A 22,276-nucleotide genomic window follows, 5' to 3' on the forward strand; every position below is an offset into this window, starting at 1 on the left:
AGGGCTTTTCGTCAAATAACTCATCACGCGACGGAGTGCACGATCTCGCCACGGTAGGAGCCCCTGACGACGCCGGTCGGGATGGCGATCCGGATCGTCGGCCCCCAGGCCACCGTGTTGCTGTCGGCGCCGGTGGTCTTGCGGAACGCCTCGCGGGCGACGTCGAGGGTCACCGCCTGCGCCGAGGTGGGCTGCCCGGGCACCAGCGTGCCGCCGCCGGTGCTGCGCACCGCGGGTCCGGACCAGTACGAGACGCGGCCGGCGTCGATGGTCCGTTGGGGACCACCGGCACCGGCGACGAAGGCGGTGGCGGAAACCGTGGCGACCCAGGAGTTCGGATTCACCGGCCCGCGCGAGTCGCGCACCTCGACCGTGCCCAACCGCCCGGTCAGGGTGCCGCCGACGAAGCCGGCGCCGAGGTTCACCGCGGTGGGCACGATGATGTCCACCCCCACGGTCCGGGAGAGCCGGGCCGCCCGGCCGGACGGCGCGGCGTCGGCGGGCGACGCGGTGACGAGGATGAGGATCGCGCCCAACAGGGCGGCCAGGAGACGCACAGTGGGACTATAAATAACTTATGTCCGTTTTGTCGAGCAGCGGGGCGGGGCCGGCGTTTCACGTCGCCGCGAGGATCACCGGCTCCGAGGTCAGGTAGTAGCGCTGGTCGTCCCCCATCGGGTCGACCGGCTTGCGGAGCCGCTCGACGGCCACGAACCCGCCGGCCGCGTACGCCGCGCCGGGCGCCCAGCCGACGCCGTCCGAGCCCGCGTTCAACGCGAAGAAGGACCGCTGCGCCCCCGTCGCCGGGTCGAGCGTCACCAGGTCGTTCGTCTCCGTCAGCAGGTGCACCCGGTCGGGCTGGACGGCGAGCAGCCGCACCTGCGGCAGGCCGGAACGGCGCCACAGCTCCGCCCCCGTACGCGCCGAGCGGCCGACGGGCACCCCGTCCACGACCGCCACGGCGGTCCCGCCGACGAGTTCGGCGTCCGGCCGGTCCAGGGCCGGGGCGGCGACCGGCTCACCGTCGCCGAGCAGCCAGCCCCGGCCCGCGTCGTCGCCCGGCCTCGCCGTCCGCAGCCCGGTGCACCCCGTCCGGCCGGCGCCGCAGCCCACCGGGGTCGCCACCAGCTCGTCGCCGGCATCCGGCGGCCGCCAGCGCAGGCTCACCGCCCCCGTCACGGCGTCGCGGAACTCCACCACCGCCGGCCCCGCGCAGGAGTCGACGATGATCACCTGTCCCGACCCGGTCGTGCCGAGCGCGTCCCGGCACCCGCCGACCGCGTCGTCGTCGCCCGGTGGCACCGTGACGGTGACGTGGGACCGCCACAGTTCGCGGCCGTCGGCCAGGTCCACGGCACCCACCCACTCCGCCCCGGCCGCCACCACCACCTGCCGCCCGTCGCGGGCCCGGGCCACGAAGGTTCCCCGGGGATCCCAGACCGTCGCCGCGCCGGTGCGCCGGACCGTCCGCTCCCCCACCGGCTCCGGCCCGTCCGCCCGCCAGGCGACCCGGCCGCTCCGCGCGTCCAGCGCCACCAGCCGCCCGTCCGACCAGCGGGTGACCACCGTCGTCCCGCTCGCCACGACCCCGTCGAGCGCCGCCGGCCAGCGGCGGTACGACCAGTACGGGGTCGTCCGGTGCCGGCCGTCGACCGGCCGGTCGGCGTAGACCTGGCGGTGGGCCGCGTACACCCGCAGCCGGCCGTCCACGACGAGCGGGGCGACGGGGAGCCGGCCGACCACGCCGGCGACGGGGGACGCGGCCGGCGGGTACCCGGCCCGGGCGGGCGTGCTGACCTCGGCGGGGGCGAGCACCCGGTAGACCGTCGCCGCGACGGCGGCGGTGGCGAGCAGCGCCGTGACCGCCACCGCGACCCGCCGCCGGCCCTTCGGGAACCCCATGCCACACCTCCGCCCGGCACCCTACCCAGCGGGACCGGTCAGGGCCCTGTCAGGTCACCGGCGGACGGGTGTTCCGGCGGTGCCCCTGCCGGCGTGCGCGCGGGCCCGGTGTCGCAGCGTGCGCCCCAGGCCACCCGGGAGTGCGCCTCAGGCCGCCTCGGCCGCGCCAGCGACCGCCGCCTCGGCGAGGTCGGCGAGGTCCTGCCGCAGCGCGCGCTCGACCGCCCGGGCGGCCAGCCCGCCGAGCAGCAGCGCGACCACCCGGCCGTAGGGGGCGGTCGGCACCGACTCCTGCTCGACGGTGACGGCGGTGCAGCCCCGGCGACGCCGCTCGACCGGGCGCAGCGTCCAGGTGATCCGGTAGTCCACGCCGGCGCCCCGCGAGCCGAGCACCAGCCGGCGGGGCGGCTCGGCCTCGATGACGACGAACTCCTCGACCAGCGCGGTGCCGTCGGGCCGGGAACGGGTCTCCCGCCACGCGGTGCCCGGGCCGAGCCGGCCGGGGGTGAGCACCTCGACCGGGCCGGTGAAGCGCCGGGTGCGGGTGGTCAGGTCGGTCAGCAGCCGCCAGAGGTCGACGTCGTGCGCCTGCACGAACTCCGTGACCGCCACCGTCGACATGCCACCTCCCGTGGCCTCGACGGTACGCCGGGTGAGCGCGGATCGGGGCCCCCGGAGCGGAATTTCCACCGCCGGGCGCCCCGATCCGCGACAGTCGACCGTCAGCGACCGTACTGGCCGGTCCTGATCGCGCCGACGAAGGCCGCCCACCCCGGCGAGCTGACCGCCAGCGTGGGGCCCGCCTGGTCCTTGGAGTCGCGTACGCCCACCACGCCGAGGGCGTCGACCAGGTTGTCGGCCACCTCCACGCAGAGACCCTGGTCGTTGGAGCGGCTGCTGGTACGCCAGACCGCGCCCGGGAGATCGTTCATCGTCGTCACCTTCCTGTCGTCGGTACGCCAACCGGCGGCCGGGCCCGGGACCGGAAGGGGCGTCCGGTCCGGCCCCGGCGCGGCATGGCGACGGAATCCGGGACGATCAACGCGCAAAGGACGGTCCCCGGTCGCACAGTTGGTGCGACCGGGGACCGTCGATGATCGGAAGGCGGGTCAGCGGGCGGCGAGGACCTTTCCGGTCACCTCGCCCAGGGCGATGGTGGTGCCGTCCGGGCCGGGCGCGGTGGCGGTGACGGTCACCGTGTCGCCGTCCTCCAGGAACGTGCGGGTCTCGCCCCCGGCGAACTTCACCGGCTCGGTCCCGCCCCAGGTGAGTTCCAGGAACGAGCCGACCTGTCCCCGCTGGGGCCCGGAGACGGTGCCCGAGGCGTAGAGGTCGCCGGTGCGCAGCGAGGCGCCGTTCACCGTGAGGTGGGCCAGCTGCTGGGCCGGCGTCCAGTACATGGTGGCGAACGGCGGCTCGCTGACCCGCTCGCCGTTCCACTGCACCGACAGGCGCAGGTCCAGCCCGAGGTGCGGCACGTCGCGCAGGTAGTCGGCGACCGGCGGGTCCTGCTCGGGGGCGGGGACGAAGGCGTCGCCCAGCGCGTCCAGCGGGGTCACCCAGGCCGAGACCGAGGTGGCGAAGGACTTGCCCAGGAACGGGCCGAGGGGCTGGTACTCCCAGGCCTGGATGTCGCGGGCCGACCAGTCGTTGACCAGCACGACGCCGAAGACGTGGTCGGCGAAGTCGTCGGTCGGGACCCGGTCGCCCAGCGCGCTGGGCACGCCGACCACGAAGCCGACCTCGGCCTCGATGTCGAGGCGTACGGACGGGCCGGTGACCGGGCCCTGCGGGGTGGCCCGCTGCCCGCTCGGCCGCACCACGGGGGTGCCCGAGACGACCACCGTGCCGGCCCGGCCGTGGTAGCCGATCGGCAGGTGCTTCCAGTTGGGCAGCAGCGGCGGCTGGCCGGGGCGGAAGATCTGGCCCACGTTGGCCGCGTGGTGCTCGGAGGAGTAGAAGTCGACGTAGTCGGCGACCTCGAACGGCAACTGCATCCGCGCCTCGGCCAGCGGCACCAGCAGCGGCTCCACCGCCGGCCGGTGGGCGGCGTCGGTGAGCAGCTCGGTCACCCGCTGCCGGACGGCCGTCCACTGTGGGCGGCCGAGGGCCATGAAGTCGTTGAGGGTGGGCCGGCCCAGCGTCCCGGCGGCCAGCACCAGGCCGGCCTCCTCCGCGCCGGCCAGGTCGAGCACGAAGTCGCCGATGCGTACGCCGACGCGCGGCGCGCCCTCCGCACGGCGGAACACCCCGTACGGCAGGTTGGCCACCCCGTACGGCGAACCGTCGGCACCACTCACCCAGCTCATGCCGGCCCTCCGCTGCGCTCCAGGCCGGCCTGAGGCACCACCGGCCCGCAGAGATGATTCGCTCGCTGACGCTCGCTCATGCGTCGAAGCCCCCGTTCACCAGCCCCAGCCGGATCAGATCGGTCAGTGGTTCCAGGATGCTGCACGAGCCGAAGCCGATCCACAGCGGGCGCGGGCCGGCCAGCCCGGCCTCGGCGTACTGCACCAGCGGGCGCGGGTCGGCCGCGGTGAGCAGCTCGGCGACCCGGGCCACCGGGGCGCCCCCGGCGGCCGCCAGCGTCGCCGCGAGCACGTTGACGAAGCCGTGGTGGGTGAACCCGGTCTCCGGGTCCAGGTGCCGGACCGCCTGGTGCAGCCCGGCGGTCAGCTTGAACGGCAGGCCCCGGTCCCGGCAGGCGCAGATCACCGCCGCCAGCTCCGCCGGGCTGGGGAACAGCTCGGCGGCCAGCCCGCCGGTGCGGAACTTCGCGGCGACGGACACCCCGTCGGCGCGGGCGGCGGCGAGCGCGTCCAGCGCCCCCATCAGCCCGAACGTGAGCGGCAGCTCGGCGTAGACGGCGTCGAGGGCGGCCGGACCGGCACCGGCCCGGCGGGCCAGGGCCACCAGCTCGGTCAGGCCGGGCAGCGGGTCCTCGCCGCGCCTGGCGACCGCCGCCTCCACCTGGCGGACGCGGATGCGCGGGTCGGCCGTGGCGCGTACCTCGTCGAGCCGGTCGAGCGGCACGTCGCCGATGACGCCGACCGCGATCCGCTCGTCGGCGCCGAGCAGACCGGCCAGCTCGGGCAGCCTCGTGGCCGGGACCAGGAGCGGGCCGACCAGGTCCGCGTACCAGGAGCTGCGGTGCCGCCGGTGCGCGGCGACGGCGTCGGGCAGCGGCGCGCTGCCGGGCGGGAAGACGGCGGCGTCGTCGACGAGGCCGTCGAGAAGCGCGGGCACCTGCGTTGACACGAGACAAGAATGTACGGGACGCTACAAGGAACGGACAACAGCGTCCGATTATCGGACGCCATTGGATCGGCGAACGGGACGAACCGGGAGGCGAGATGCCGTACTACCGCAGCGTCGGCGAGGTGCCGCGCAAGCGCCACACCCAGTTCCGCCAGCCCGACGGCAGCCTCTACGCCGAGGAGCTGATGGGCCAGGAGGGCTTCTCCTCCGACTCGTCCCTGCTCTACCACCGGCACGCGCCGACCGCGATCGTGGCGGCCGAGGAGTTCACCCCGCCGGCGTTCACCCGGGTGCCGAACCTGCCGCTCAAGCCCCGGCACCTGCGCACCCACAAGCTCGACGGCACCGGCGCCGACCCGGTGCTCGGCCGGCGGTACCTGCTCGCCAACGACGACGTGCGGATCGCGTACGTGCTGGCGGACCGCCCGTCCCCGCTGTTCCGCGACGCCACCGGCGACCACTGCCTGTACGTGGAGTCCGGCACCCTGCGGGTCGAGTCCACGTTCGGCGTGCTCGACGCGGTGCCCGGCGACTACGTCGTCATCCCCACCTCGACCATCCACCGGCTGGTGCCCACCGGCGACGCGCCGACCCGGCTGCTCGCCGTCGAGGCGGCGGGCCACATCGGCCCGCCCAAGCGCTACCTCTCCGTGCGGGGCCAGTTCCTGGAGCACTCGCCCTACTGCGAGCGCGACGTCCGGGGACCGGACGCGCCGCTGCTCGTCGACGGCGAGGACGTGGAGGTGCTCGTCCGGCACCGGCGTGGTTGGACGCGCTACGTCTACGCCAACCACCCGTTCGACGTGGTCGGCTGGGACGGCCACATGTACCCGTGGGCCTTCTCCATCCACGACTTCGAGCCGATCACCGGCCGGATCCACCAGCCCCCGCCCGTGCACCAGACCTTCCAGGGCCCGAACTTCGTGATCTGCTCGTTCGTGCCCCGCAAGGTCGACTACCACCCGGACGCGATCCCGGTGCCGTACAACCACCACAACGTCGACTCCGACGAGATGCTCTTCTACACCGGCGGCAGCTACGAGGCCCGGCGCGGCTCCGGCATCGAGCAGGGCTCGATCTCGCTGCACCCGTCCGGCTTCACCCACGGCCCGCAGCCGGGCGCCGCCGAGCGTTCCATTGGCGCCGACTTCTTCGACGAGCTGGCCGTCATGGTCGACACCTTCCGACCCCTGGACCTCTGCGACGCCGCGTCCGCCTGCGAGGACGACGGCTACGCCTGGACCTGGGCCCGCAGCCCCTAGACCGCGGTGCGGGAGAGGACGGCGAGTTCGGCGGCGGTCGCGACGGCGATGGCGAGCACCAGTGGCCACGGGGTGCCGACCAGGGCGTAGAGCAGGATCAGCGCCGGCGCGACGGCCGCCGCGTAGACGGCCAGCGCCAGGATCCGGTCGGAGCGGAGCAGGCTCGGCAGGATGGTCCGGGACAGGCCGGGCAGCCGGGCGGCGAAGCGCCAGACCACCAGGGCCCCGCCGAGCGCCGCGAACGCCGCCGCGAACCGGGAGAGCCCCGCGCTGCCCGGCGCCAGGCAGGCGATCAGCACGGCGGTGACCATCGTCCAGCCCGCGCCGTAGACCACGAGCTGGCGCAGGCCGACCGAGATGGTCCGGCCGGAGTCGACCCGGCCCGGGCTCATCGAGGCGGCCTCGGCGAGGTGTTCCAGCGCCTCGCTCCAGCGCCGCTGCTCCAGCCGCAGCACCCCGATGTCGTGCCGGGCCTCGGCGAGCTGCGGGTCCAGCCGGAGCGCCTCCCGGTAGGCGCGCTCGGCCAGGTCGAACATCTGCATGTTCGCCGCCACCAGCCCGAGCACCAGGTGCGCCTGGGGATTCTCGGGCGCCAGCTCGACCCCGCGCCAGGCCGCGTTCAGCGCCGGCTGCCCGTTGCGCGAGCCGGCCAGGATCGCCGCGGCGCTGCTCTGGGCGTACGCGTCGTCGGGACCCAGCGCCAGGATCCGGTCGGCGGTGCGGGCCGCCTCGGCGTACTCCTCCTGGTCGCTCAGGGCCAGCGCGCGGGCCACCAGCGCCGGAACGCTGTCCGGGGCGACGGCGACCGCGGCGTCGGCGGCGGTAAGCGCCTCGGCCGGCCGGCCGGCCGCGAGGTGGACCCGGGACAGCATGGTCAGCGCCCCGGCGTCGGCCGGGTCCAGGGCGACGGCGTAGGAGACCTCGGCCGCGGCCTCGTCGTAGCGGCCCAGCTCGGCCAGGAGCTGGGCGCGCTGGAGGTAGCCGTCGGCGGCGGAACGGTCGGAGGTGGCGTCGCTGGACATCGCGGCGAGCCTAGGCGGCCGGAGCCTCGTACACCAGGGCCACCGCGATGCCGGTGAGGCCCTCGCCGCGCCCGGGGAAGCCGAGGCCGTCGGTGGTGGCCGCGGAGACGGTCACCGGCGCGCCTACCGCCTCGGAGAGCACCCGCTGGGCCTCCTCGCGGCGCGGCCCGATCTTGGGCCGGTTGCCGATCACCTGCACGGACACGTTGCCGATCGCGAAACCGGCGGCCCGCACCCGGCGGGCGCTCTCGCCGAGCAGGTCGACGCCCGACGCGCCCGCCCACTCGGGCTGCCCCACCCCGAAGTTGGCGCCCAGGTCCCCGAGGCCGGCCGCCGACAGCAGCGCGTTGCAGGCGGCGTGCGCGGCCACGTCGGCGTCCGAGTGCCCGGCCAGGCCGTCCTGGTCGGGCCAGAGCAGACCGGCCACCCAGCACGGCCGGCCCGCCTCGAAGGCGTGCACGTCGGTGCCGATGGCCACCCGGGGAACGATCATGGGAAGAGGGTACGCGTCAGGCGCCGGTGGCGAGCAGGTGCTCGGCCAGCGCCAGGTCGAACGGGCGGGTGACCTTCAGCGCGTACTCCGAGCCGGGGACGCAGGCCACCGGGACGCCCTGCTTCTCGACCAGGCCGGCGTCGTCGGTGAGCGGGTCGCCGGCGGCGGCGTGCGCGGCCGTCAGCACCGCCCGGCGGAAGCCCTGCGGGGTCTGCACCGCCCGCAGCGCGGAGCGGTCGACGGTGCCGAGGACGACCTCGTCGGCGCCGACCTCCTTGATCGTGTCGACCACGGGAAGCACCGGGATCACCGCGTCGCTCCCGGCGCGGACCGCCGCCGCGACGGACTCCACCAGATCGGGCGGGGTCAGCGCCCGGGCGGCGTCGTGCACGAGGACGATCTCCGGCCCGGCGGGCACCGCCGCGAGGGCCGCGGCGACCGACGCCTGCCGCTCGGCGCCGCCGGGCACCACGGTCACCGGGGCGACCGGGGCGAGCAGGTCGCGCACCGCCGTCACCTCGGCGGCCGGGGCGGCCACGACGATGGTGTGCACCGACGGCGCGGCGGCGAGCCGGCGGACGGCGTGCACCAGCAGGGGCTCGCCGCCGAGCAGGCGCAACGCCTTGGGCCGGCCGGGGCCGAGTCGCACGCCGGCACCGGCCGCAGGCACGAGGACCGCGACGTCACCGCACGGATTGAGCTGCGCGGTCACGTCGCGGTCCTCGGTGGTTTCTTCGCTACGAATCGGGTACGACGATGCTGTGGGGACTAGGCCTCGGTGAGGACCTTGTCGAGCAGCGTCTCCGCCTCGTCCTTGGTGCTCTTCTCGGCCAGCGCGACCTCGCCGACGAGAATGTCGCGGGCCTTCGCGAGCATCCGCTTCTCACCCGCGGAGAGACCCCGCTCCCGCTCCCGGCGCCACAGGTCGCGCACGACCTCGGCAACCTTCAGCGGGTTACCGGAGGCCAGCTTCTCCAGATTCGCCTTGTAACGCCGCGACCAGTTGGTCGGCTCCTCGGTGTGCGGTGCACGGAGCACGTCGAAGACCTTGCCGAGGCCCTCTTCGCCGACCACCTCGCGCACACCCACGATCTCGGCGTTCTCGGCGGGCACCCGGACCGTCAGGTCACCCTGTGCGACCCTCAGGACGAGGTATTGCTTAGGCTCGCCCTTGATGACCCGAGTCTCGATTGCCTCGATGAGTGCGGCCCCGTGGTGGGGGTAAACAACGGTCTCGCCGACACTGAAAACCATAGGTTCGAAACCCCTTTCGCTGTGTCTAGGGTAACACGCTCAGGCACCGATGTCTCACCGCTGTCCTGACCGTTGGCGCAGCTCAGGGGCCCTGTGAGAGGTATTTCTTCAGCTTGACAGGCCGCCAAACCGGTGGTTTGACCACGCTCCGTAACGCTCAGATGACGTCCCGGTACGAGTGACGCGAACGTCGAGATCAAGGGCTATGCGCTCCTCCCATGGTAGCCGGCCGGCCGGGTACGCGCCCAGGTGTAGCGGCAGCCCGTCCCGTGCGGGACGCTGGAGGTCGAGCCGCTGTCCGCTCGCCGAGACGTCCTGGGGGTCCGATGGGCAAGCCCGACGCAGACGGCCCCGGACTGCCCGACCTGCCGCCGGAGTGGGGTCGGGTGGTCGTGCCGGACGACGCCTCCGCACTGGCGGCCGAGGCCGAGCAGATCCGCCGCGAGCTGCACGCGACGCCCCGCCGCGCCGCCGCCCGTCGGGCGGTCCGCTCCCCGCTCGCCCTGCCCCTGCTGGTGCTGCTGGTGGCGGTGCTGACCACCCTGGCCGGCCTCGCGGCGGTCACCTGGCCCCGGTCCGGCCGGTCCGTCCCGGAGCCCGCCCTCACCCCGTACGCGCCGCCGGCCGGGTCGGCCGGACGGCCGCTGCCCGCGCTGGACCTGGTCGACGCGGGGCAGTCACCGGTGCCCCTGCGCGCACTGGTGCCGGCGATGATCATCCTGGTGGACGGCTGCCCCTGCCCGCAGGACGTGGCCACCGCAGCCGCCCTGGCGCCGGCCGGCGTCACGGTGGTCACCGTCGCCGGCGACCGGCCCGTACGCGTCACGCCGCCCGCCGGGGCGACCGTGCGACCGCTCGCCGACCCGGCCGGCGGGCTGCGGGCGTTCCTGCACCTGCCGGCCCGCCCCAACGCCGCCACCGCGCTGCTGGTGGACCGGGCCGGCGTCCTCGTCAAGGTGGTGCCCGAGGTGCGCTCCGCCGAGGACTACCGCGCCGACCTGGCCCGCCTCGCCTGAGCGGACGGGCCCTCCACCGCCCGATGCACCGCCCCCGGACCCGCCGCCACCCGTGCGACGACGCCGTCCGTCGATGCGCTCCGGACGCCCCGGGCGGACGCGGAGGCGGTCAGGGCAGGGCGACCAGCTGCGCCTCGACCCGGAGCGGCTCGGCGTTGGCGCTCGACAGCGAGACCTGGAACGGCCCGCCCCTCCCGGTGACCTCCGTCGAGGTGACCGAGCCGTCGCAGGCGCTGGTGATCGGGTCCGCCGCCCGGGCCCCGTCGATCACGATCAGCAGCTCGCCGGGGCCGACGCAGCGGAACTGGAGCAGATGCCGGGCCCCGCCCTCGGCGGAGGCGTGCTTGACGAGCCCCTCCGCAGGGCCCAGCCGACCTTGAGCGGACCAGACCGTGTCGGGGAACGAGTCCAGCCGGCCGCCCCGCGCGGCCTCGTCGAGCCGTCCGTCCATGAACCGGCGGGCGTCCGGCCCCGCGGGTCCGACGTCGGCCCGGACGGCGTCGCCGCTGCGCGGGTCGACCCGGAAGGTGAGGCCCCTGCGCGGGTCCGTCCTGGTCGCGTCGCCGGTCTTCGGGTCGACGAGCCAGAAACCGCTCGCTCTCACCGGCCCTTCCGGCGGGACGGCCCGGCCCCGGGCCGCCGCGGACCCGTCCCCGACCCGCGGTGCGGCGCTCGAAGCGGCGCCGACCGGTCCGGTGCGGGGCGCCTCGGCCTGCCACCACCAGCCTCCGCCGACCAGCGCGGCCAGCCCCGCCACCGCCAGCACGGCGGTGCGTAGCCGGTCGTCGGCCTCCACGGGAGTCGCGTGCTCACCCGCGTCCGGCCCGGATTCCGGCCGGCCTGCCGCATCGGCGTCCATCACCAGAGGGTAACCGCACCGCGCGACGGTTCACTCCTGTCGTTCGAGCAACGCGGCGTAGAGGGTCAGGCCCGGGCCGAACGCCAGCATCACCACCCGGCGCGGCGGCGACGCAGCCCGGCGCAGCCGGTCCAGGATCAGCAGCACCGTCGGCGACGAGCAGTTGCCGTGCTCGTCCAGCGTCGCCCGGGACGCCGCCAGGCCCTCCGGCGGCAGGGCCAGCTCCCGCTCGACCACGTTCAGGATGCGCGGACCGCCCGGGTGCACCGCCCAGCCGTCCAGCTCGGACAGCGTCGTGCCGTGCCGGGCCAGCAGCCCCTCGACCAGGCCCCGGACGTGCGTGGAGAGCACCTGCGGCACCTTCGGCGACAGCCCCATCCGGAAGCCCGTGTCGGTGACGTCCCAGGTCATGTGGTCGGCCGTCGAGGTGTCCGTGACGGAGGCGACCTCGCGCAGCGCGTACCCCCGGCCGCCGGGAACGACCACGGCGGCGACCGCGGCGTCCGAGAAGAGCGCGTGGGAGACGATCTGCTGGGTGTCCACCCGGGCGTTGGAGGGCTGGATGTGCAGGCTGGTCAGCTCCGCGCAGAGCAGCAGCGCGGGCCGGCCCCGGGCGGTGACGAAGTCGCTCGCCGCGCCCAGCCCCGGCAGCGCGGCGTAGCAGCCCATGTGCCCGACGAACATGCGCTGCGTGTCCGGGGCCATGCCCAGGTCCCGGGCGAGCAGGATGTCCAGCCCCGGGGTGGCGTACCCGGTGCACGAGCAGACGACGAAGAGCCCGACGTCGCCGGCGGAGAGGCCGGCGGCGGTCAGCGCCCGGCCCACCGCCTCCTTGCCCAGCGGCAGCGCCTCGACCAGGTAGCGGCGCATCCGCCGCTCCGTGGGCCAGTCGGAGACGTCCTCCAGCAACGGGTTCACGGCGGCCTGGCGGCGGGTGACCCCCGAGTGCGCGAAGATCCGCTGCGCCAGCGCCCGCGTGCTGCCGGAGAAGTGCTTCGAGAAGAAGCCCTCCCACAGGTCGTCCTGCGCGGCCGACGGCGGGTGTGCCGTCCCCAGCCCCGCGATCACCGGTACGGCCACCATGCCCACCTCTCGTCCGGCCTTGCGCACCGGGCGGCCCACCCCGCCCCTGGACGGGCCCCCCGCGCCGTGCGCCCGCGCGTCCGCCGCCTCGGCGGACTCCCCACGCTCACCAACGAGGGACCGTCGTGTCGCGGTCCGGGTCGCCGCCCAGCGCGGCGATGCCGAGCCAGTCCGCGCAGACGTCCGACGTCGCCGGGTGCAGCGAGCCGCAGCGGGCGTCCCGGTAGAGCCGCTCCAGCGGATGCCCCCGCCGGGTGGCGGACGTGCCGGCCGCCTCCAGCATGGACGCCGCCACCTCGGCGGCGGTGGTGCCGGCGAGCAGCTTGGCCCGCCAGACCCAGCGGTTGGTCTCCGCGTCACCCGGCGCCTCGTCCACCCGGCGGGCCGCCTCCGCGACCACCAGCTGCGCCGCCGCCACCGCCGCGTCGGCCCGGCCGAGACGGGACCGGACCGCCGGCAGGCCGGCGAGGTTGCGGGCGTTCAGGTGCTCGGCCGCCGCGTCGACCGCTGCCCGGGCGACCCCGACGTAGACGGCGGCGTAGCTGGCCACCAGCCAGTGCGGCATGAGCTGGGCGACCACCAGGGCCAGCCCCTCCACGCCCCCGAGCAGCCGGTCGGCCGGCACGGCCACGTCCAGGTGCAGGTCGTGCGAGGAGGTCGCGCGCATGCCGAGCGAGTCCCAGGTGGGCTCGACGGTCAGCCCGTCGCCGGCCGGCACCAGGAACTGGGAGACCACCGACTGGTCGGCGGCGCTGCGGGCGGCCACCAGGTAGCCGTCCGCGTGCCCGGCCCCGGAACAGAACGTCTTGCTGCCCTTGAGGCGCCAACCGCCGTCGGTCGGCTCGTAGACGGTGCTCAGCTGGGAGAGCCGGGCGCCGGCGCCGCGCTCGCTCATCGCCACGGCGTACCAGGAGCCCTGGGCGGCGGCGCTCAGCAGCCGGTCCCGGGCGGCCAGCGCCTCGTCCGGCACCCCGAGCGCCTCCGCCAGCTCCTCGGTCACCGCGCCGAGCGCACCGGTGACCGAGGCGTGCATGTTGAAGACCAGGGCCGTCGCGCCGTTGCCCCGGGCCAGCTCGGTGGCGACCGCCGCGTACTCGGCGAAGGTGGCGCCCATCCCGCCGAGCGCGGTGGGCACCATCAGGCCGAAGAGCCCCGCCTCGCGCAGGTCCCGGAAGTCCTCGACCGGGAACGAGCCGTCCCGGTCGTGCCCCGCCGCCCGGGCGGCCAGCCTCGGTGCCAGGCGGCGAGCCGCCTCCAGCGCGTGCTGCGTCATACAGCCCCCTTCTCGGCCCTCTCCCTACCCAGGGACGGGCACCGCTATCCGCTCCGTCGACCACGCCCCTGGTAGAGCACGGCGGTCGACCACGTCGGCACGATCCGCGGCGTCGGGCCGGCGACCGTCGCGTGCGGACGGCCGCCCGGAATCACGTCCGGACGGTCGGCGGCGCGCATCCGGCGGACCAGCCAGCCGAGCAGGCCGGGCACCCCCGGCCGGATGCCCCGCAGCCGCAGGTCGACCCCGTGCCGGGCGCACTCGGCCACCAGCGCCCGGGCGTCCACGAACAACCGTGGATCGTGGATGCCCCTCGGCACCGTGGGCAGCCGCTCGGCGATCCGCACGGCGAGCAGCCGGCTCAGCGCCGTGTCGTTCAACGTGTCCACAACGAGCAGGCCGCCGGGCCGCAGCAGCCGGCACGCCTCGGCCACCGCGCGCCGCCAGTCCGGCACGTGCTCCAGCAACTCGCCCGCGGCGACCACGTCGGCGCAGCCGTCCGTCAGCGGCACGGCGGTGACGTCGCCGTTGACGACGCTCACCCCGTGCGCGGCGGCCTGCTCCAGGGCCGACCGGGTGAGGTCGACGCCCACGTGCCGGTAGCCCTTGCCGGCCAGGTGCGGGGCGAGCAGCCCGGCGCCGCAGCCGAGGTCGACGAGGAGGGCGCCGGGGCGGGACGCCGTCGGCACCAGCGCCGCGCGGGCCTCGGCCAGCCAGTGCAGCATCGCGAACGCCCCGTCCGGCCGCCACCACTCGCCGGCCAGGTCGTCGTACTGGCGCGGATCGTTGCGTGGCAGGGTGCGGCCCGCGTCTGGCATGGACCGAGCGTGGCACGACTGCCCGGTAACGACCAGACTTTCCTCATGTCGCCAACGGTGCTAGGGCTGGTCAGGGCGAGTCACCCGGAGCCGGCCGCCGCGGTCACCACGGTGGCCGGGCTGCTGGCGTGGGGCGTCGGGCACCGGCCCGTCGGGATCCTCGCCGTGGTGCTCACCGTGGCGTCCAGCCAGCTCGCCGTCGGCTGGGCCAACGACGCGCTCGACGCGGAGCGGGACGCCACGGTGGGGCGTACCGACAAGCCGGTCGCCGCCGGCGCGGTGGGCCGGCGCGCGACGGCCGTGGCCGCGACGGTGGCCGCGCTCGCCACCCCGGCGCTGGCGCTGGCGACCGGTCCGGCCGCCGCGCTCTGCGCCACCCTCGGGCTGCTCTCCGCGCTGCTCTACGACTGGCCGCTGAAGTCGACCCCGGTCTCGGTGCTGCCCTACGCGGTCTCCTTCGGTTCGCTGCCCGCCTTCGTCGTGCTGGCGCTGCCCGGGCCGGTGGTCCCGCCGGTCTGGCTGGTCGCCGCCGCGGCCTGCCTGGGCGCCGGGGCGCACTTCGCCAACGTCCTGCCCGACCTGGCCGACGACGCCCGGACGGGGGTGCGCGGGCTGCCGCACCGGCTGGGTCCGGCCGGCAGCCGCGCCGCCGCCGCGCTGCTGCTGCTCGCGGCGACCGCCACGCTGGCCCTCGGGCCCCCCGGCCCGCCGTCGGGCGTCGGCGTCGCCGCGGTCGCGACCGCCGTCGTGGTGCCGCCGCTGAGCTGGTACGGCGGGCGTGCCACCGCCCGGGCCGGAGGCCGGCAGGTGGCCGCCTTCCGAGCCGTGATGCTGGTCGCCCTCATCGACGTCGTCCTGCTGGTCACGAGCGGCCGACTGGTGTGACGCGGGCCCCCTCGGGTGGCATCTCCGGGTCGGCGTGCGGGGGCGGATCAGGCCCAACTACCCTGGAGCGCGGTCTGCGCGGGCAGGGCCACCACCCCCGGCGTGAGCACCGGGTGGGATCGTGACGAGGAGGACCGACGTGACGCGCTCGATCAGGGGTTCCCGGCGGGCGGCCCTGCTGCTGTCCGGGATGGCCGCGGCGACCGGGCTGCTGCTGTCCGGCTGCGGCGCCGGCCAGGTCTCCGAGACCGCCAACAAGGAGCCGTCGGTCCAGGGCGTCAACCTGTCGGCCCGCAACGGCGAGTACGCGGTCCGCGGCCTGCTGGTCGACTTCCCCGGCACCGAGGGCTACCAGGCGGGCGCCAACGCCGTGCTGAACGCCGTGATCTACAACGACTCGCGAAACCCGGTCACCGTGACCGTCACCACCGACAGCGCCCGCGAGGTGGTGATCACCGGCGCCGGTGCGACCGCCAGCCCGTCGGCGTCCCCGAGCGGGTCGCCGTCGCCCGAGCCGTCGGCGCCGGCCAGCCCGGGCACCTCCGAGAGCCCGTCGGGGACCGCCAGCCCGGGTGCCCCCGAGAGCCCGTCGGGTTCGGCCAGCCCGGCCGCGCCGGAGAGCCCGGCCGCGCCGGCCGGCGAGCCGGCCCGGATCGAGATCCCGCCGCTGAGCTACGTGCAGCTCAACACCGGGTCCGCCCGGTTCTTCCAGCTCGTCGGCCTGAACGAGGCGCTGCGCTCCGGCCAGAACGTCTTCGTGACCTTCGACTTCGGCAACGGCGTCACGATCACCGGCCCCGCGCCCGTCGCCGTGCCGCTCACCCCGGCGGCGCCCCCGTCGCCGATCATCGAGCGTGAGGGCGGCTACGAGGGCCAGGAGGACGGCGGCCACTGACCCCCGCCCTGTCAGACCGACGACACCGTCGGCGTGGTGACCGCCACGCCGGCGGTGTCTTCGTCGTACCCGGGGACTAACGTCCCGGTGTGACCACCTCACGATCGACCTCCTCCCGCGCCGGCGGGGTCGGCGGGCGCGGACGCGCCGCCGCCCGCGAGCCCCGGCCGGCCTACGAGTGCGACGCCTGCGGGCACCAGCCACCGAAGTGGGTGGGGCGCTGCCCGGAGTGCGGCGAGTGGGGCTCGGTGGTCGAGTGCACGGTCACCGGCCCGACGGTCTCCGGAAAGGTGGTCAGCTCCCGGATGCCGGCCGAGCCGGCCCGGCCGATCGCCACCATCAGCGCCGCGCCGGCGCGGGCCCGCCCCACCGGGGTCAGCGAGCTCGACCGGGTCCTCGGTGGCGGCCTGGTCCCCGGCGCGGTGGTGCTGCTCGCCGGCGAGCCGGGGGTCGGCAAGTCCACCCTGCTGCTCGACGTGGCCCAGCAGTGGGCTGCCGGCGCCGGCAGCCCCTCCCTGGTGGTCAGCGGCGAGGAGTCGGTCAGCCAGGTCCGGCTGCGCGCGGAGCGGATGGGCACCCTGCACGACCAGCTCTACCTCGCGGCCGAGAGCGACCTCGCCGCCGTGCTCGGTCACCTCGACGCGGTCAAGCCGGGCCTGCTGGTGCTCGACTCGGTGCAGACCATCTCCACCACCGGCGCCGAGGGGGTGTCCGGCGGGGTGACCCAGGTGCGGGCGGTCACCGCCGCCCTGGTCTCGGTGGCCAAGGAGCGCGGCATCGCCACCGTGCTGGTCGGCCACGTCACCAAGGACGGCCAGGTGGCCGGTCCCCGGGTGCTGGAGCACCTGGTCGACGTGGTGCTGCACTTCGAGGGCGACAAGCACTCCTCGCTGCGGATGGTGCGCGGCGTGAAGAACCGGTTCGGCGCCGCCGACGAGGTGGGCTGCTTCGAGATGCACGAGGGCGGCATCAGCAGCCTGGCCGACCCGTCCGGGCTCTTCCTGACCCGCTATTCGGAGCCGGTGCCCGGCACCTGCGTCACGGTGGCGATGGAGGGGCGCCGGGCGCTCGTCACCGAGGTGCAGGCGCTGATCGGCGCGACCGTGGCCGGCTCGCCCCGGCGGACGGTCTCGGGGCTCGACTCGGCCCGGCTCGCGATGGTGCTGGCCGTGCTCCAGCGGCGCACCGAACGCCTGACGCTGCACGACCGGGAGGTCTTCGCGGCCACCGTCGGCGGCATCCGGGTGGTGGAGCCGGCGGCCGACCTGGCCGTCGCCCTCGCCGTCGCCTCCGGCGGGCTCAACCTGGCCATCGCGCCGCACCTGGTGGCGATCGGCGAGGTCGGCCTGACCGGCGAGGTGCGCCGCGTCGGCGCGGTGCCGCGCCGGCTGGCCGAGGCGGCCCGGCTCGGGTTCCGGCTCGCGCTGGTGCCGACCGGCTGCGGCCCCGAGAGCACCGGCGTCACGCCCGAGCACATGCGGGTGGTCGAGGTGACCGACGTGCGGTCGGCGCTCCAGGCCGTCGCCCGGGCGTCGGCCGAGTGACCGCCGGTGGCAGTCGGCGGAACGCCCGGCCCGATATCGGACAGCACGGACTCCGGCCCACGGTCCGGGCGAGGCGGGGCATCGTGACACATCACAGTAACCACGACAGCACCCACCGCAGGGCAGTCCGTAGACTGTGCCCGTGCCGATCGACCGCGACACCGCCAAGCCTGCCGGTGCGACGCCTCACGCCCGCACCGGCGCCGTGGGCTCGCCCGCCCGCCCGATCAGCGTGAGCGTGACCGGCGGCGCCGGGGGCGCCGGCGACCCGTTGCGGGCGAACCTGGCCCTGATGGCCCCGGGCACCGCGCTGCGCGACGGCCTCGAGCGCATCCTGCGCGGCCGGACGGGCGCCCTGATCGTCCTCGGCTACGACAAGGTGGTCGAGGGTCTCTGCACCGGCGGGTTCCCGCTCGACGTCGAGTTCTCCGCCACCCGGGTGCGGGAGCTGTGCAAGATGGACGGCGCGGTCGTGCTCTCCAGCGACGGCACCCGGATCGTACGGGCCGCCGTGCACCTGATGCCCGATCCGACCATCCCGACCGAGGAGTCCGGCACCCGGCACCGCACGGCGGAGCGGGTCGCCCGACAGACGGGCTACCCGGTCATCTCGGTCAGCCAGTCGATGCGGATCATCAGCCTCTACGTCAACGGCCAGCGGCACGTGCTGGACGACTCGGCGGCGATCCTGTCCCGCGCCAACCAGGCGCTCGCCACGCTGGAGCGCTACAAGCTCCGGCTGGACGAGGTCTCCGGCACGCTCTCCGCCCTGGAGATCGAGGACCTGGTCACCGTACGGGACGCGGTCGCCGTGGTGCAGCGGCTGGAGATGGTCCGCCGGATCGCCGACGAGATCGCCGGCTACGTGGTGGAACTCGGCACCGACGGCCGCCTGCTGGCTCTCCAGCTCGACGAGCTGATGGCCGGCGTCGACGCCGACCGCACCCTGGTGATCCGGGACTACCTGCCGGCCGGCCGGAAGTCCCGCACTCTCGACGAGGCGCTGGTGGAGCTCGACCTGCTCGGCGCGACCGAGCTGATCGACCTGGTCGCGGTCGCCAAGGCGATCGGCTACCCGGCCGCGTCCGACGCGCTCGACGCGGCGGTCAGTCCGCGCGGCTTCCGGCTGCTGGCCAAGGTGCCCCGGCTGCCGGTGGCCGTGGTCGACCGCCTCGTCGTGCACTTCGGCAGCCTCCAGCGCCTGCTGGGCGCCACGGTCGAGGATCTCCAGGCCGTCGAGGGGGTCGGCGACGCGCGCGCCCGGGGCGTCCGCGAGGGGCTGTCCCGGCTCGCCGAGGCGTCGATCCTCGAACGCTACGTCTGACCGGTCGGGCCGCGGAGCAGCCCGCCCACGGTCGCTCAGCCGGTGACGGTGAGCTTGACCGGCTCGCTGAGCTTGGTGCCGACCCGGGCGAAGACCTGGTACGTCCCGGCCGGCGGGTTCGGGCCCGCCGCCACGCCGTTGGCGCACTTGGTGGTGTCGCGGCCGTTCCAGCCCACCTGGTAGGAGCGCTCGAAGCCCGGCGTGAAGGACTGCACGTCGGCGCCCTGGCCGGTGCCGCAGGTGTCGGACGACCAGATCTTCTCGGCCCCCGACTTGATAAACAGCTCCTGCACGGAGGCGCCGACGTCGCGGCTGCACGTCCGCTCGGACCGGTTCTTGATTTTGAGCTGGAGGTCCACCACGGCCCCCCGGACCACCGAGGCGGGCTGGGCCACCGGGGTCACCGTGATCTCCGCGTCCGTGCAGGCGCCGTCGTCGGCGGCCGGCACGACGGGCGCCACCGGCGGCGAGTCGGTGGTGACCGGTCCGCCCGACGGGTCGCCGGCGTCGGGGCCGCCCGCCGCCCCCGGCGAGGGCGCCCCGGTCTGCGGGGTGAGCACCGAGCCGGTGGGCTCCGGCGAGGCACCGGACGACGTCGCGCCCGCGGTGGGCTGCGCGTCGCCGCCCTTGTTCGCGTTCCGGTTCGACCCGGTGCACGAATAGAGCAGGACAATCAGGAAGAGAAGCCCCGCTCCGAATACGACGGCGCGACGCCGCCAGTAAACGGCGGGTGGCAGGGGGCCGACCGTCAGACGCATGATGCCCCCACCGTAGCGGCGCGGGGCACCCCAGCCCCGCGCGACGCGCCGAGTCGTCCGCCGCTCACCGCATCCACCCTCCACATGCGACGGCTCCGCCTGCCGACCGTGTCCCGCCGGCGACGCTGGGTCGCCGCGCCGCCGCCACTCAGAGGTACACCTTGCGCTGGTAGATGGCGTGGGCGCCGGCGACCCGGTCCAGGAAGAGCAGGCCGGCGCAGTGGTCGATCTCGTGCTGGAGGGCCCGCGCCTCGAACCCGTCCGTCACCAGCCGTACGGGGCGGCCGGTGCCGGGCAGCACGCCCTCCACCACCAGCCGGCTCGCCCGCTTGACGTCCCCGGTCAGGTCGGGCACCGACATGCACCCCTCGCGGGCCACCTTCCACCGGCTCGCCTCGACGACCCGCGCGTTGCAGAGCACGAAGGTGCCGTGCACGGTGAGCGCCTTCGGGTGGCCGGTCACGTCCACCGCGAAGACCCGCGCGGCCACGCCGACCTGCGGGGCGGCCAGCCCGACGCAGCCCGGCGACACCCGCATGGTGGCGATCAGGTCCGCGGCCAGCCGTACGGTCTCCTCGGCGGTCGGGTCCACCTCGCCACCGACGTAGGTGAGCACCGGCTCCGGGGCGGACACCACCGGTCGCACCTCCCCCGGCACGCCCAGGGAATCCGGGGTCCAGTCGCCGAGGCCGGCGTAGGCCTCGGTCTCCGGACCGCGCTCGCCGCCGGTCACAGCAGATCCGGATCGGCCGGCCGGAGGCTCACCCCGACGCCCAGCTCCGCGGCCGTCGCCGTCAGCCGCCCGGCCAGCTCCTCGGCCGTGCCGGGCGGCAGCTCCACCTCGGCGACCACCACGTAGAGCGAGCCGGTCAGCCGGGTGCTCAGGTCGGTGACGTTGCCCCCGGCGTCCGCGAGCACCCGGGTCATGGCCGACACGATGCCCATCCGGTCCGCGCCGTGCACCGCCATCACGTACGGCTCGCCGGCGGGAGCCGTCTCACCGTCGGGGGTGACCGCGCGTACGGTGGCCAGCAGCTGGCCGTCGGCGGAGAGGGGCGCCAGCGCGGCCTCGACGTCGGCGGCGCTCGGGCCCACGCAGATCAGGGTCATCGCGAAGTGCCCCCGCAGCCGGGTCATGGTGCTGTCGGTGAGGTTCGCGCCGAGCCGGGCGAGCAGCTCGGCGACGTCGGCCACGATGCCTGGCCGGTCCCGACCGATGACGGTGATCGCGAGCTCGTTCATCCGGGCATTCTGCCCGATCCGTCCGCCACCGCCGCAGCACCCCGCCCGGACCGCCCAGCCAGCGGGACGGCGGCGGTGCCGGTCGTCGTCGCCCGTGCCCGGCCTCGTCGCCCGCGCCACCCCGGCGGTGGGCCGCGTGACATCATCGGCGGCGCGATGTCTGAGCCCACTTTCGCCACCCTGGTCAGCCGGTGGTACGAGGAGAACGCCCGCGACCTGCCATGGCGCGGGCCCGACGTGAGCCCGTGGGCCATCCTGGTCAGCGAGGTCATGCTCCAGCAGACGCCGGTCGTACGCGTGCTCCCCGCCTGGGAGGCCTGGCTGGCGCGCTGGCCGGAGCCGGCCGCGCTGGCGGCGGACAGCCCCGCCGAGGCGATCCGGATGTGGGGGCGGCTCGGCTACCCCCGCCGGGCGGTGCGGCTGCGCGACTGCGCGCTGGCGATCGTCGAGCGCCACGGGGGCCGGGTCCCGGACCGGCTGGACCAGCTGCTGGCCCTGCCGGGCGTGGGCACGTACACGGCCCGGGCGGTGGCCGCGTTCGCGTACGGCCAGCGGCACCCGGTGGTCGACACCAACGTGCGGCGGGTGGTCTGTCGGGCGATCGCCGGCGAACCGGACGCCGGCCCGGCGACCCGCCCGGCCGACCTGGTCGCCACCGAGGAACTGCTCCCCGCCGAGCCGGCCGCCGCCGCCCTGGCCAGCGCGGCCTTCATGGAGCTGGGCGCGGTGGTCTGCGTCGCCCGGTCGCCCCGCTGCGGCGCCTGCCCCGTCGAGTCGGTCTGCGCCTGGCGCGCGTCCGGCCGCGAGGCCCCCGCTGGTCCGACCCGCCGCCCCCAGCGGTACGCCGGCACCGACCGACAGGTACGCGGGCTGCTGCTCGGCGTGCTGCGGGAGGCGACCGGGCCGGTGCCGCACCAGCGGCTCGACCAGGTGTGGGTTGACGACGTCCAGCGGTCCCGGGCCCTCGCCGGGCTGGTGCGGGACGGTCTCGTGGAGCCGGTCGGCGAATCCTCGTTCCGCCTCGTCGGCGACGGACCGCCGGTCCCGGTGAGCTGACGCGCCGCCGGCCCCGGTGGCTGCCGCGCCGGATCGGTGGACCTGCCGCGCGGCCGGTCCCGGTGGGCTGCCGCGCCGTCGGTCCCGTCCCGGTTGGCTGACGCGCCGGATCGGCACGGGCCAGCCTGTGGGCATGACGAAGGGCCGGCCCCTCGTCGGGGCCGGCCCTTCGTGTCGTGCGTCGGGTCGGGTCAGGCGGTGTAGCCGCGGGTGGCGATCCAGTCGGCCAGGTTGTCCACGCTCATCCGGTAGGAGGCCTGGTTGGGGTCGGCGGAGTCGGCGATGGTGACGGTGTTGCCGTTGTCGCGGTAGCCGACGACGCTGATGTAGTG

The 22,276-nt window shown here is 75.6% G+C and carries 24 protein-coding genes and 1 pseudogene; 7 read left to right on the top strand and 18 right to left on the bottom strand.

Annotated features, from left to right (window positions below):
• Window positions 1-23 precede the first annotated feature (23 nt).
• The 6 genes from AB0G13_RS14375 to AB0G13_RS14400 form a co-directional block, all read right to left on the bottom strand.
• Window positions 24-557, bottom strand: a complete 534-nt coding sequence (locus tag AB0G13_RS14375) for a hypothetical protein (protein ID WP_357873730.1) — start codon at window positions 555-557, stop codon at window positions 24-26.
• Window positions 558-615: 58 nt separating this feature from the next.
• Window positions 616-1,902, bottom strand: coding sequence for a PQQ-binding-like beta-propeller repeat protein (locus AB0G13_RS14380; protein ID WP_357873733.1), 1,287 nt, complete (start codon window positions 1,900-1,902; stop codon window positions 616-618).
• A gap of 147 nt (window positions 1,903-2,049) precedes the next feature.
• Window positions 2,050-2,523: an SRPBCC family protein gene (locus tag AB0G13_RS14385; protein ID WP_357873736.1), complete on the bottom strand. Its 474-nt coding sequence runs from the start codon at window positions 2,521-2,523 to the stop codon at window positions 2,050-2,052.
• Window positions 2,524-2,624: 101 nt separating this feature from the next.
• Window positions 2,625-2,834 (bottom strand): DUF397 domain-containing protein, encoded by a 210-nt coding sequence (locus AB0G13_RS14390; protein ID WP_357873738.1) that lies wholly within the window; start codon window positions 2,832-2,834, stop codon window positions 2,625-2,627.
• A 177-nt stretch (window positions 2,835-3,011) separates the two neighbouring features.
• A complete protein-coding gene (gene fahA, locus AB0G13_RS14395; RefSeq protein ID WP_357873741.1) occupies window positions 3,012-4,211 on the bottom strand; it encodes a fumarylacetoacetase in 1,200 nt (399 codons plus the stop codon).
• 76 nt (window positions 4,212-4,287) lie between these two features.
• Window positions 4,288-5,160, bottom strand: a complete 873-nt coding sequence (locus AB0G13_RS14400) for a hypothetical protein (protein WP_357873743.1) — start codon at window positions 5,158-5,160, stop codon at window positions 4,288-4,290.
• Window positions 5,161-5,255: 95 nt separating this feature from the next.
• Between AB0G13_RS14400 and AB0G13_RS14405 the strand changes: the two genes are divergently transcribed.
• Window positions 5,256-6,422, top strand: coding sequence for a homogentisate 1,2-dioxygenase domain-containing protein (locus AB0G13_RS14405; RefSeq protein WP_357873746.1), 1,167 nt, complete (start codon window positions 5,256-5,258; stop codon window positions 6,420-6,422).
• Here AB0G13_RS14405 and AB0G13_RS14410 read toward each other — a convergent pair.
• From AB0G13_RS14410 to AB0G13_RS14425, 4 genes are read right to left on the bottom strand one after another with little or no spacing between them, the layout of a single operon-like run.
• Complete coding sequence (locus AB0G13_RS14410) at window positions 6,419-7,444, bottom strand: tetratricopeptide repeat protein (protein ID WP_357873749.1); 1,026 nt, start codon at window positions 7,442-7,444, stop codon at window positions 6,419-6,421. The genes AB0G13_RS14405 and AB0G13_RS14410 overlap by 4 nt on opposite strands.
• A gap of 10 nt (window positions 7,445-7,454) precedes the next feature.
• The gene (gene ispF, locus AB0G13_RS14415; RefSeq protein WP_357873752.1) at window positions 7,455-7,937 is read right to left on the bottom strand and encodes a 2-C-methyl-D-erythritol 2,4-cyclodiphosphate synthase; all 483 of its coding nucleotides are present in this window, start codon (window positions 7,935-7,937) and stop codon (window positions 7,455-7,457) included.
• A 16-nt stretch (window positions 7,938-7,953) separates the two neighbouring features.
• Window positions 7,954-8,649, bottom strand: coding sequence for a 2-C-methyl-D-erythritol 4-phosphate cytidylyltransferase (gene ispD, locus AB0G13_RS14420; RefSeq protein WP_357873754.1), 696 nt, complete (start codon window positions 8,647-8,649; stop codon window positions 7,954-7,956).
• A gap of 56 nt (window positions 8,650-8,705) precedes the next feature.
• A complete protein-coding gene (locus tag AB0G13_RS14425) occupies window positions 8,706-9,191 on the bottom strand; it encodes a CarD family transcriptional regulator (RefSeq protein WP_007073334.1) in 486 nt (161 codons plus the stop codon).
• A gap of 326 nt (window positions 9,192-9,517) precedes the next feature.
• On the opposite strand from AB0G13_RS14425, the gene AB0G13_RS14430 reads away from it, so the two are divergent.
• A complete protein-coding gene (locus AB0G13_RS14430) occupies window positions 9,518-10,207 on the top strand; it encodes a hypothetical protein (protein ID WP_357873757.1) in 690 nt (229 codons plus the stop codon).
• 109 nt (window positions 10,208-10,316) lie between these two features.
• On the opposite strand, the gene AB0G13_RS14435 is transcribed toward AB0G13_RS14430, so the two are convergent.
• The 4 genes from AB0G13_RS14435 to AB0G13_RS14450 all read right to left on the bottom strand — a co-directional run bounded on the left by AB0G13_RS14435 (window position 10,317) and on the right by AB0G13_RS14450 (window position 14,240).
• Complete coding sequence (locus tag AB0G13_RS14435; RefSeq protein WP_357873760.1) at window positions 10,317-11,066, bottom strand: hypothetical protein; 750 nt, start codon at window positions 11,064-11,066, stop codon at window positions 10,317-10,319.
• Between the two features lie 30 nt (window positions 11,067-11,096).
• Window positions 11,097-12,155, bottom strand: a complete 1,059-nt coding sequence (locus AB0G13_RS14440) for a type III polyketide synthase (RefSeq protein WP_357873793.1) — start codon at window positions 12,153-12,155, stop codon at window positions 11,097-11,099.
• A gap of 100 nt (window positions 12,156-12,255) precedes the next feature.
• Window positions 12,256-13,422, bottom strand: coding sequence for an acyl-CoA dehydrogenase family protein (locus tag AB0G13_RS14445; protein WP_357873763.1), 1,167 nt, complete (start codon window positions 13,420-13,422; stop codon window positions 12,256-12,258).
• Window positions 13,423-13,466: 44 nt separating this feature from the next.
• Window positions 13,467-14,240: a methyltransferase domain-containing protein gene (locus AB0G13_RS14450; RefSeq protein WP_357873766.1), complete on the bottom strand. Its 774-nt coding sequence runs from the start codon at window positions 14,238-14,240 to the stop codon at window positions 13,467-13,469.
• Window positions 14,241-14,285: 45 nt separating this feature from the next.
• Between AB0G13_RS14450 and AB0G13_RS14455 the strand changes: the two genes are divergently transcribed.
• From AB0G13_RS14455 to disA, 4 genes are all read left to right on the top strand, one after another.
• Complete coding sequence (locus tag AB0G13_RS14455; RefSeq protein WP_357873769.1) at window positions 14,286-15,125, top strand: UbiA family prenyltransferase; 840 nt, start codon at window positions 14,286-14,288, stop codon at window positions 15,123-15,125.
• Window positions 15,126-15,264: 139 nt separating this feature from the next.
• Window positions 15,265-16,020, top strand: a complete 756-nt coding sequence (locus tag AB0G13_RS14460; RefSeq protein WP_357873772.1) for a hypothetical protein — start codon at window positions 15,265-15,267, stop codon at window positions 16,018-16,020.
• A gap of 89 nt (window positions 16,021-16,109) precedes the next feature.
• On the top strand, window positions 16,110-17,564 hold the full coding sequence (radA, locus tag AB0G13_RS14465; protein WP_357873774.1) for a DNA repair protein RadA: 1,455 nt from the start codon (window positions 16,110-16,112) through the stop codon (window positions 17,562-17,564).
• A gap of 142 nt (window positions 17,565-17,706) precedes the next feature.
• Complete coding sequence (gene disA, locus AB0G13_RS14470) at window positions 17,707-18,888, top strand: DNA integrity scanning diadenylate cyclase DisA (RefSeq protein WP_357873776.1); 1,182 nt, start codon at window positions 17,707-17,709, stop codon at window positions 18,886-18,888.
• A gap of 35 nt (window positions 18,889-18,923) precedes the next feature.
• Here the strand turns inward: disA and AB0G13_RS14475 are convergent, their stop codons facing one another.
• From AB0G13_RS14475 to AB0G13_RS14485, 3 genes are all read right to left on the bottom strand, one after another.
• Window positions 18,924-19,646, bottom strand: a complete 723-nt coding sequence (locus AB0G13_RS14475) for a hypothetical protein (protein ID WP_357873779.1) — start codon at window positions 19,644-19,646, stop codon at window positions 18,924-18,926.
• A 148-nt stretch (window positions 19,647-19,794) separates the two neighbouring features.
• Window positions 19,795-20,379 carry a peptide deformylase gene (locus AB0G13_RS14480; protein WP_357873782.1) on the bottom strand — a complete coding sequence of 195 codons (585 nt, stop codon included), beginning with the start codon at window positions 20,377-20,379 and terminating at the stop codon, window positions 19,795-19,797.
• Window positions 20,376-20,888, bottom strand: coding sequence for an ACT domain-containing protein (locus tag AB0G13_RS14485; RefSeq protein WP_357873785.1), 513 nt, complete (start codon window positions 20,886-20,888; stop codon window positions 20,376-20,378). The genes AB0G13_RS14480 and AB0G13_RS14485 overlap by 4 nt, the downstream gene beginning before the upstream one ends.
• A gap of 156 nt (window positions 20,889-21,044) precedes the next feature.
• Between AB0G13_RS14485 and AB0G13_RS14490 the strand changes: the two genes are divergently transcribed.
• Window positions 21,045-21,944, top strand: a complete 900-nt coding sequence (locus AB0G13_RS14490; protein ID WP_357873788.1) for an A/G-specific adenine glycosylase — start codon at window positions 21,045-21,047, stop codon at window positions 21,942-21,944.
• A 191-nt stretch (window positions 21,945-22,135) separates the two neighbouring features.
• On the opposite strand, the pseudogene AB0G13_RS14495 reads toward AB0G13_RS14490, so the two are convergent.
• A pseudogene (locus tag AB0G13_RS14495) lies at window positions 22,136-22,276 on the bottom strand (phytochelatin synthase); the annotation flags it as partial.

The organism is Micromonospora sp. NPDC023633 (assembly GCF_040640035.1).
Lineage (GTDB): Bacteria > Actinomycetota > Actinomycetes > Mycobacteriales > Micromonosporaceae > Micromonospora.

Bases quoted from the DNA above. Each gene is read 5' to 3' on its own strand.
- fahA (WP_357873741.1), bottom strand. From the start codon at position 4,211: ATGAGCTGGGTGAGTGGTGCCGACGGTTCGCCGTACGGGGTGGCCAAC.
- AB0G13_RS14430 (WP_357873757.1), top strand. From the start codon at position 9,518: ATGGGCAAGCCCGACGCAGACGGCCCCGGACTGCCCGACCTGCCGCCG.
- AB0G13_RS14450 (WP_357873766.1), bottom strand. From the start codon at position 14,240: ATGCCAGACGCGGGCCGCACCCTGCCACGCAACGATCCGCGCCAGTAC.
- AB0G13_RS14455 (WP_357873769.1), top strand. From the start codon at position 14,286: ATGTCGCCAACGGTGCTAGGGCTGGTCAGGGCGAGTCACCCGGAGCCG.
- ispF (WP_357873752.1), bottom strand. From the start codon at position 7,937: ATGATCGTTCCCCGGGTGGCCATCGGCACCGACGTGCACGCCTTCGAG.
- AB0G13_RS14390 (WP_357873738.1), bottom strand. From the start codon at position 2,834: ATGAACGATCTCCCGGGCGCGGTCTGGCGTACCAGCAGCCGCTCCAAC.
- AB0G13_RS14425 (WP_007073334.1), bottom strand. From the start codon at position 9,191: ATGGTTTTCAGTGTCGGCGAGACCGTTGTTTACCCCCACCACGGGGCC.
- AB0G13_RS14410 (WP_357873749.1), bottom strand. From the start codon at position 7,444: ATGTCCAGCGACGCCACCTCCGACCGTTCCGCCGCCGACGGCTACCTC.
- AB0G13_RS14380 (WP_357873733.1), bottom strand. From the start codon at position 1,902: ATGGGGTTCCCGAAGGGCCGGCGGCGGGTCGCGGTGGCGGTCACGGCG.
- AB0G13_RS14485 (WP_357873785.1), bottom strand. From the start codon at position 20,888: ATGAACGAGCTCGCGATCACCGTCATCGGTCGGGACCGGCCAGGCATC.
- AB0G13_RS14405 (WP_357873746.1), top strand. From the start codon at position 5,256: ATGCCGTACTACCGCAGCGTCGGCGAGGTGCCGCGCAAGCGCCACACC.
- AB0G13_RS14435 (WP_357873760.1), bottom strand. From the start codon at position 11,066: ATGGACGCCGATGCGGCAGGCCGGCCGGAATCCGGGCCGGACGCGGGT.
- AB0G13_RS14385 (WP_357873736.1), bottom strand. From the start codon at position 2,523: ATGTCGACGGTGGCGGTCACGGAGTTCGTGCAGGCGCACGACGTCGAC.
- AB0G13_RS14475 (WP_357873779.1), bottom strand. From the start codon at position 19,646: ATGCGTCTGACGGTCGGCCCCCTGCCACCCGCCGTTTACTGGCGGCGT.
- AB0G13_RS14490 (WP_357873788.1), top strand. From the start codon at position 21,045: ATGTCTGAGCCCACTTTCGCCACCCTGGTCAGCCGGTGGTACGAGGAG.
- AB0G13_RS14445 (WP_357873763.1), bottom strand. From the start codon at position 13,422: ATGACGCAGCACGCGCTGGAGGCGGCTCGCCGCCTGGCACCGAGGCTG.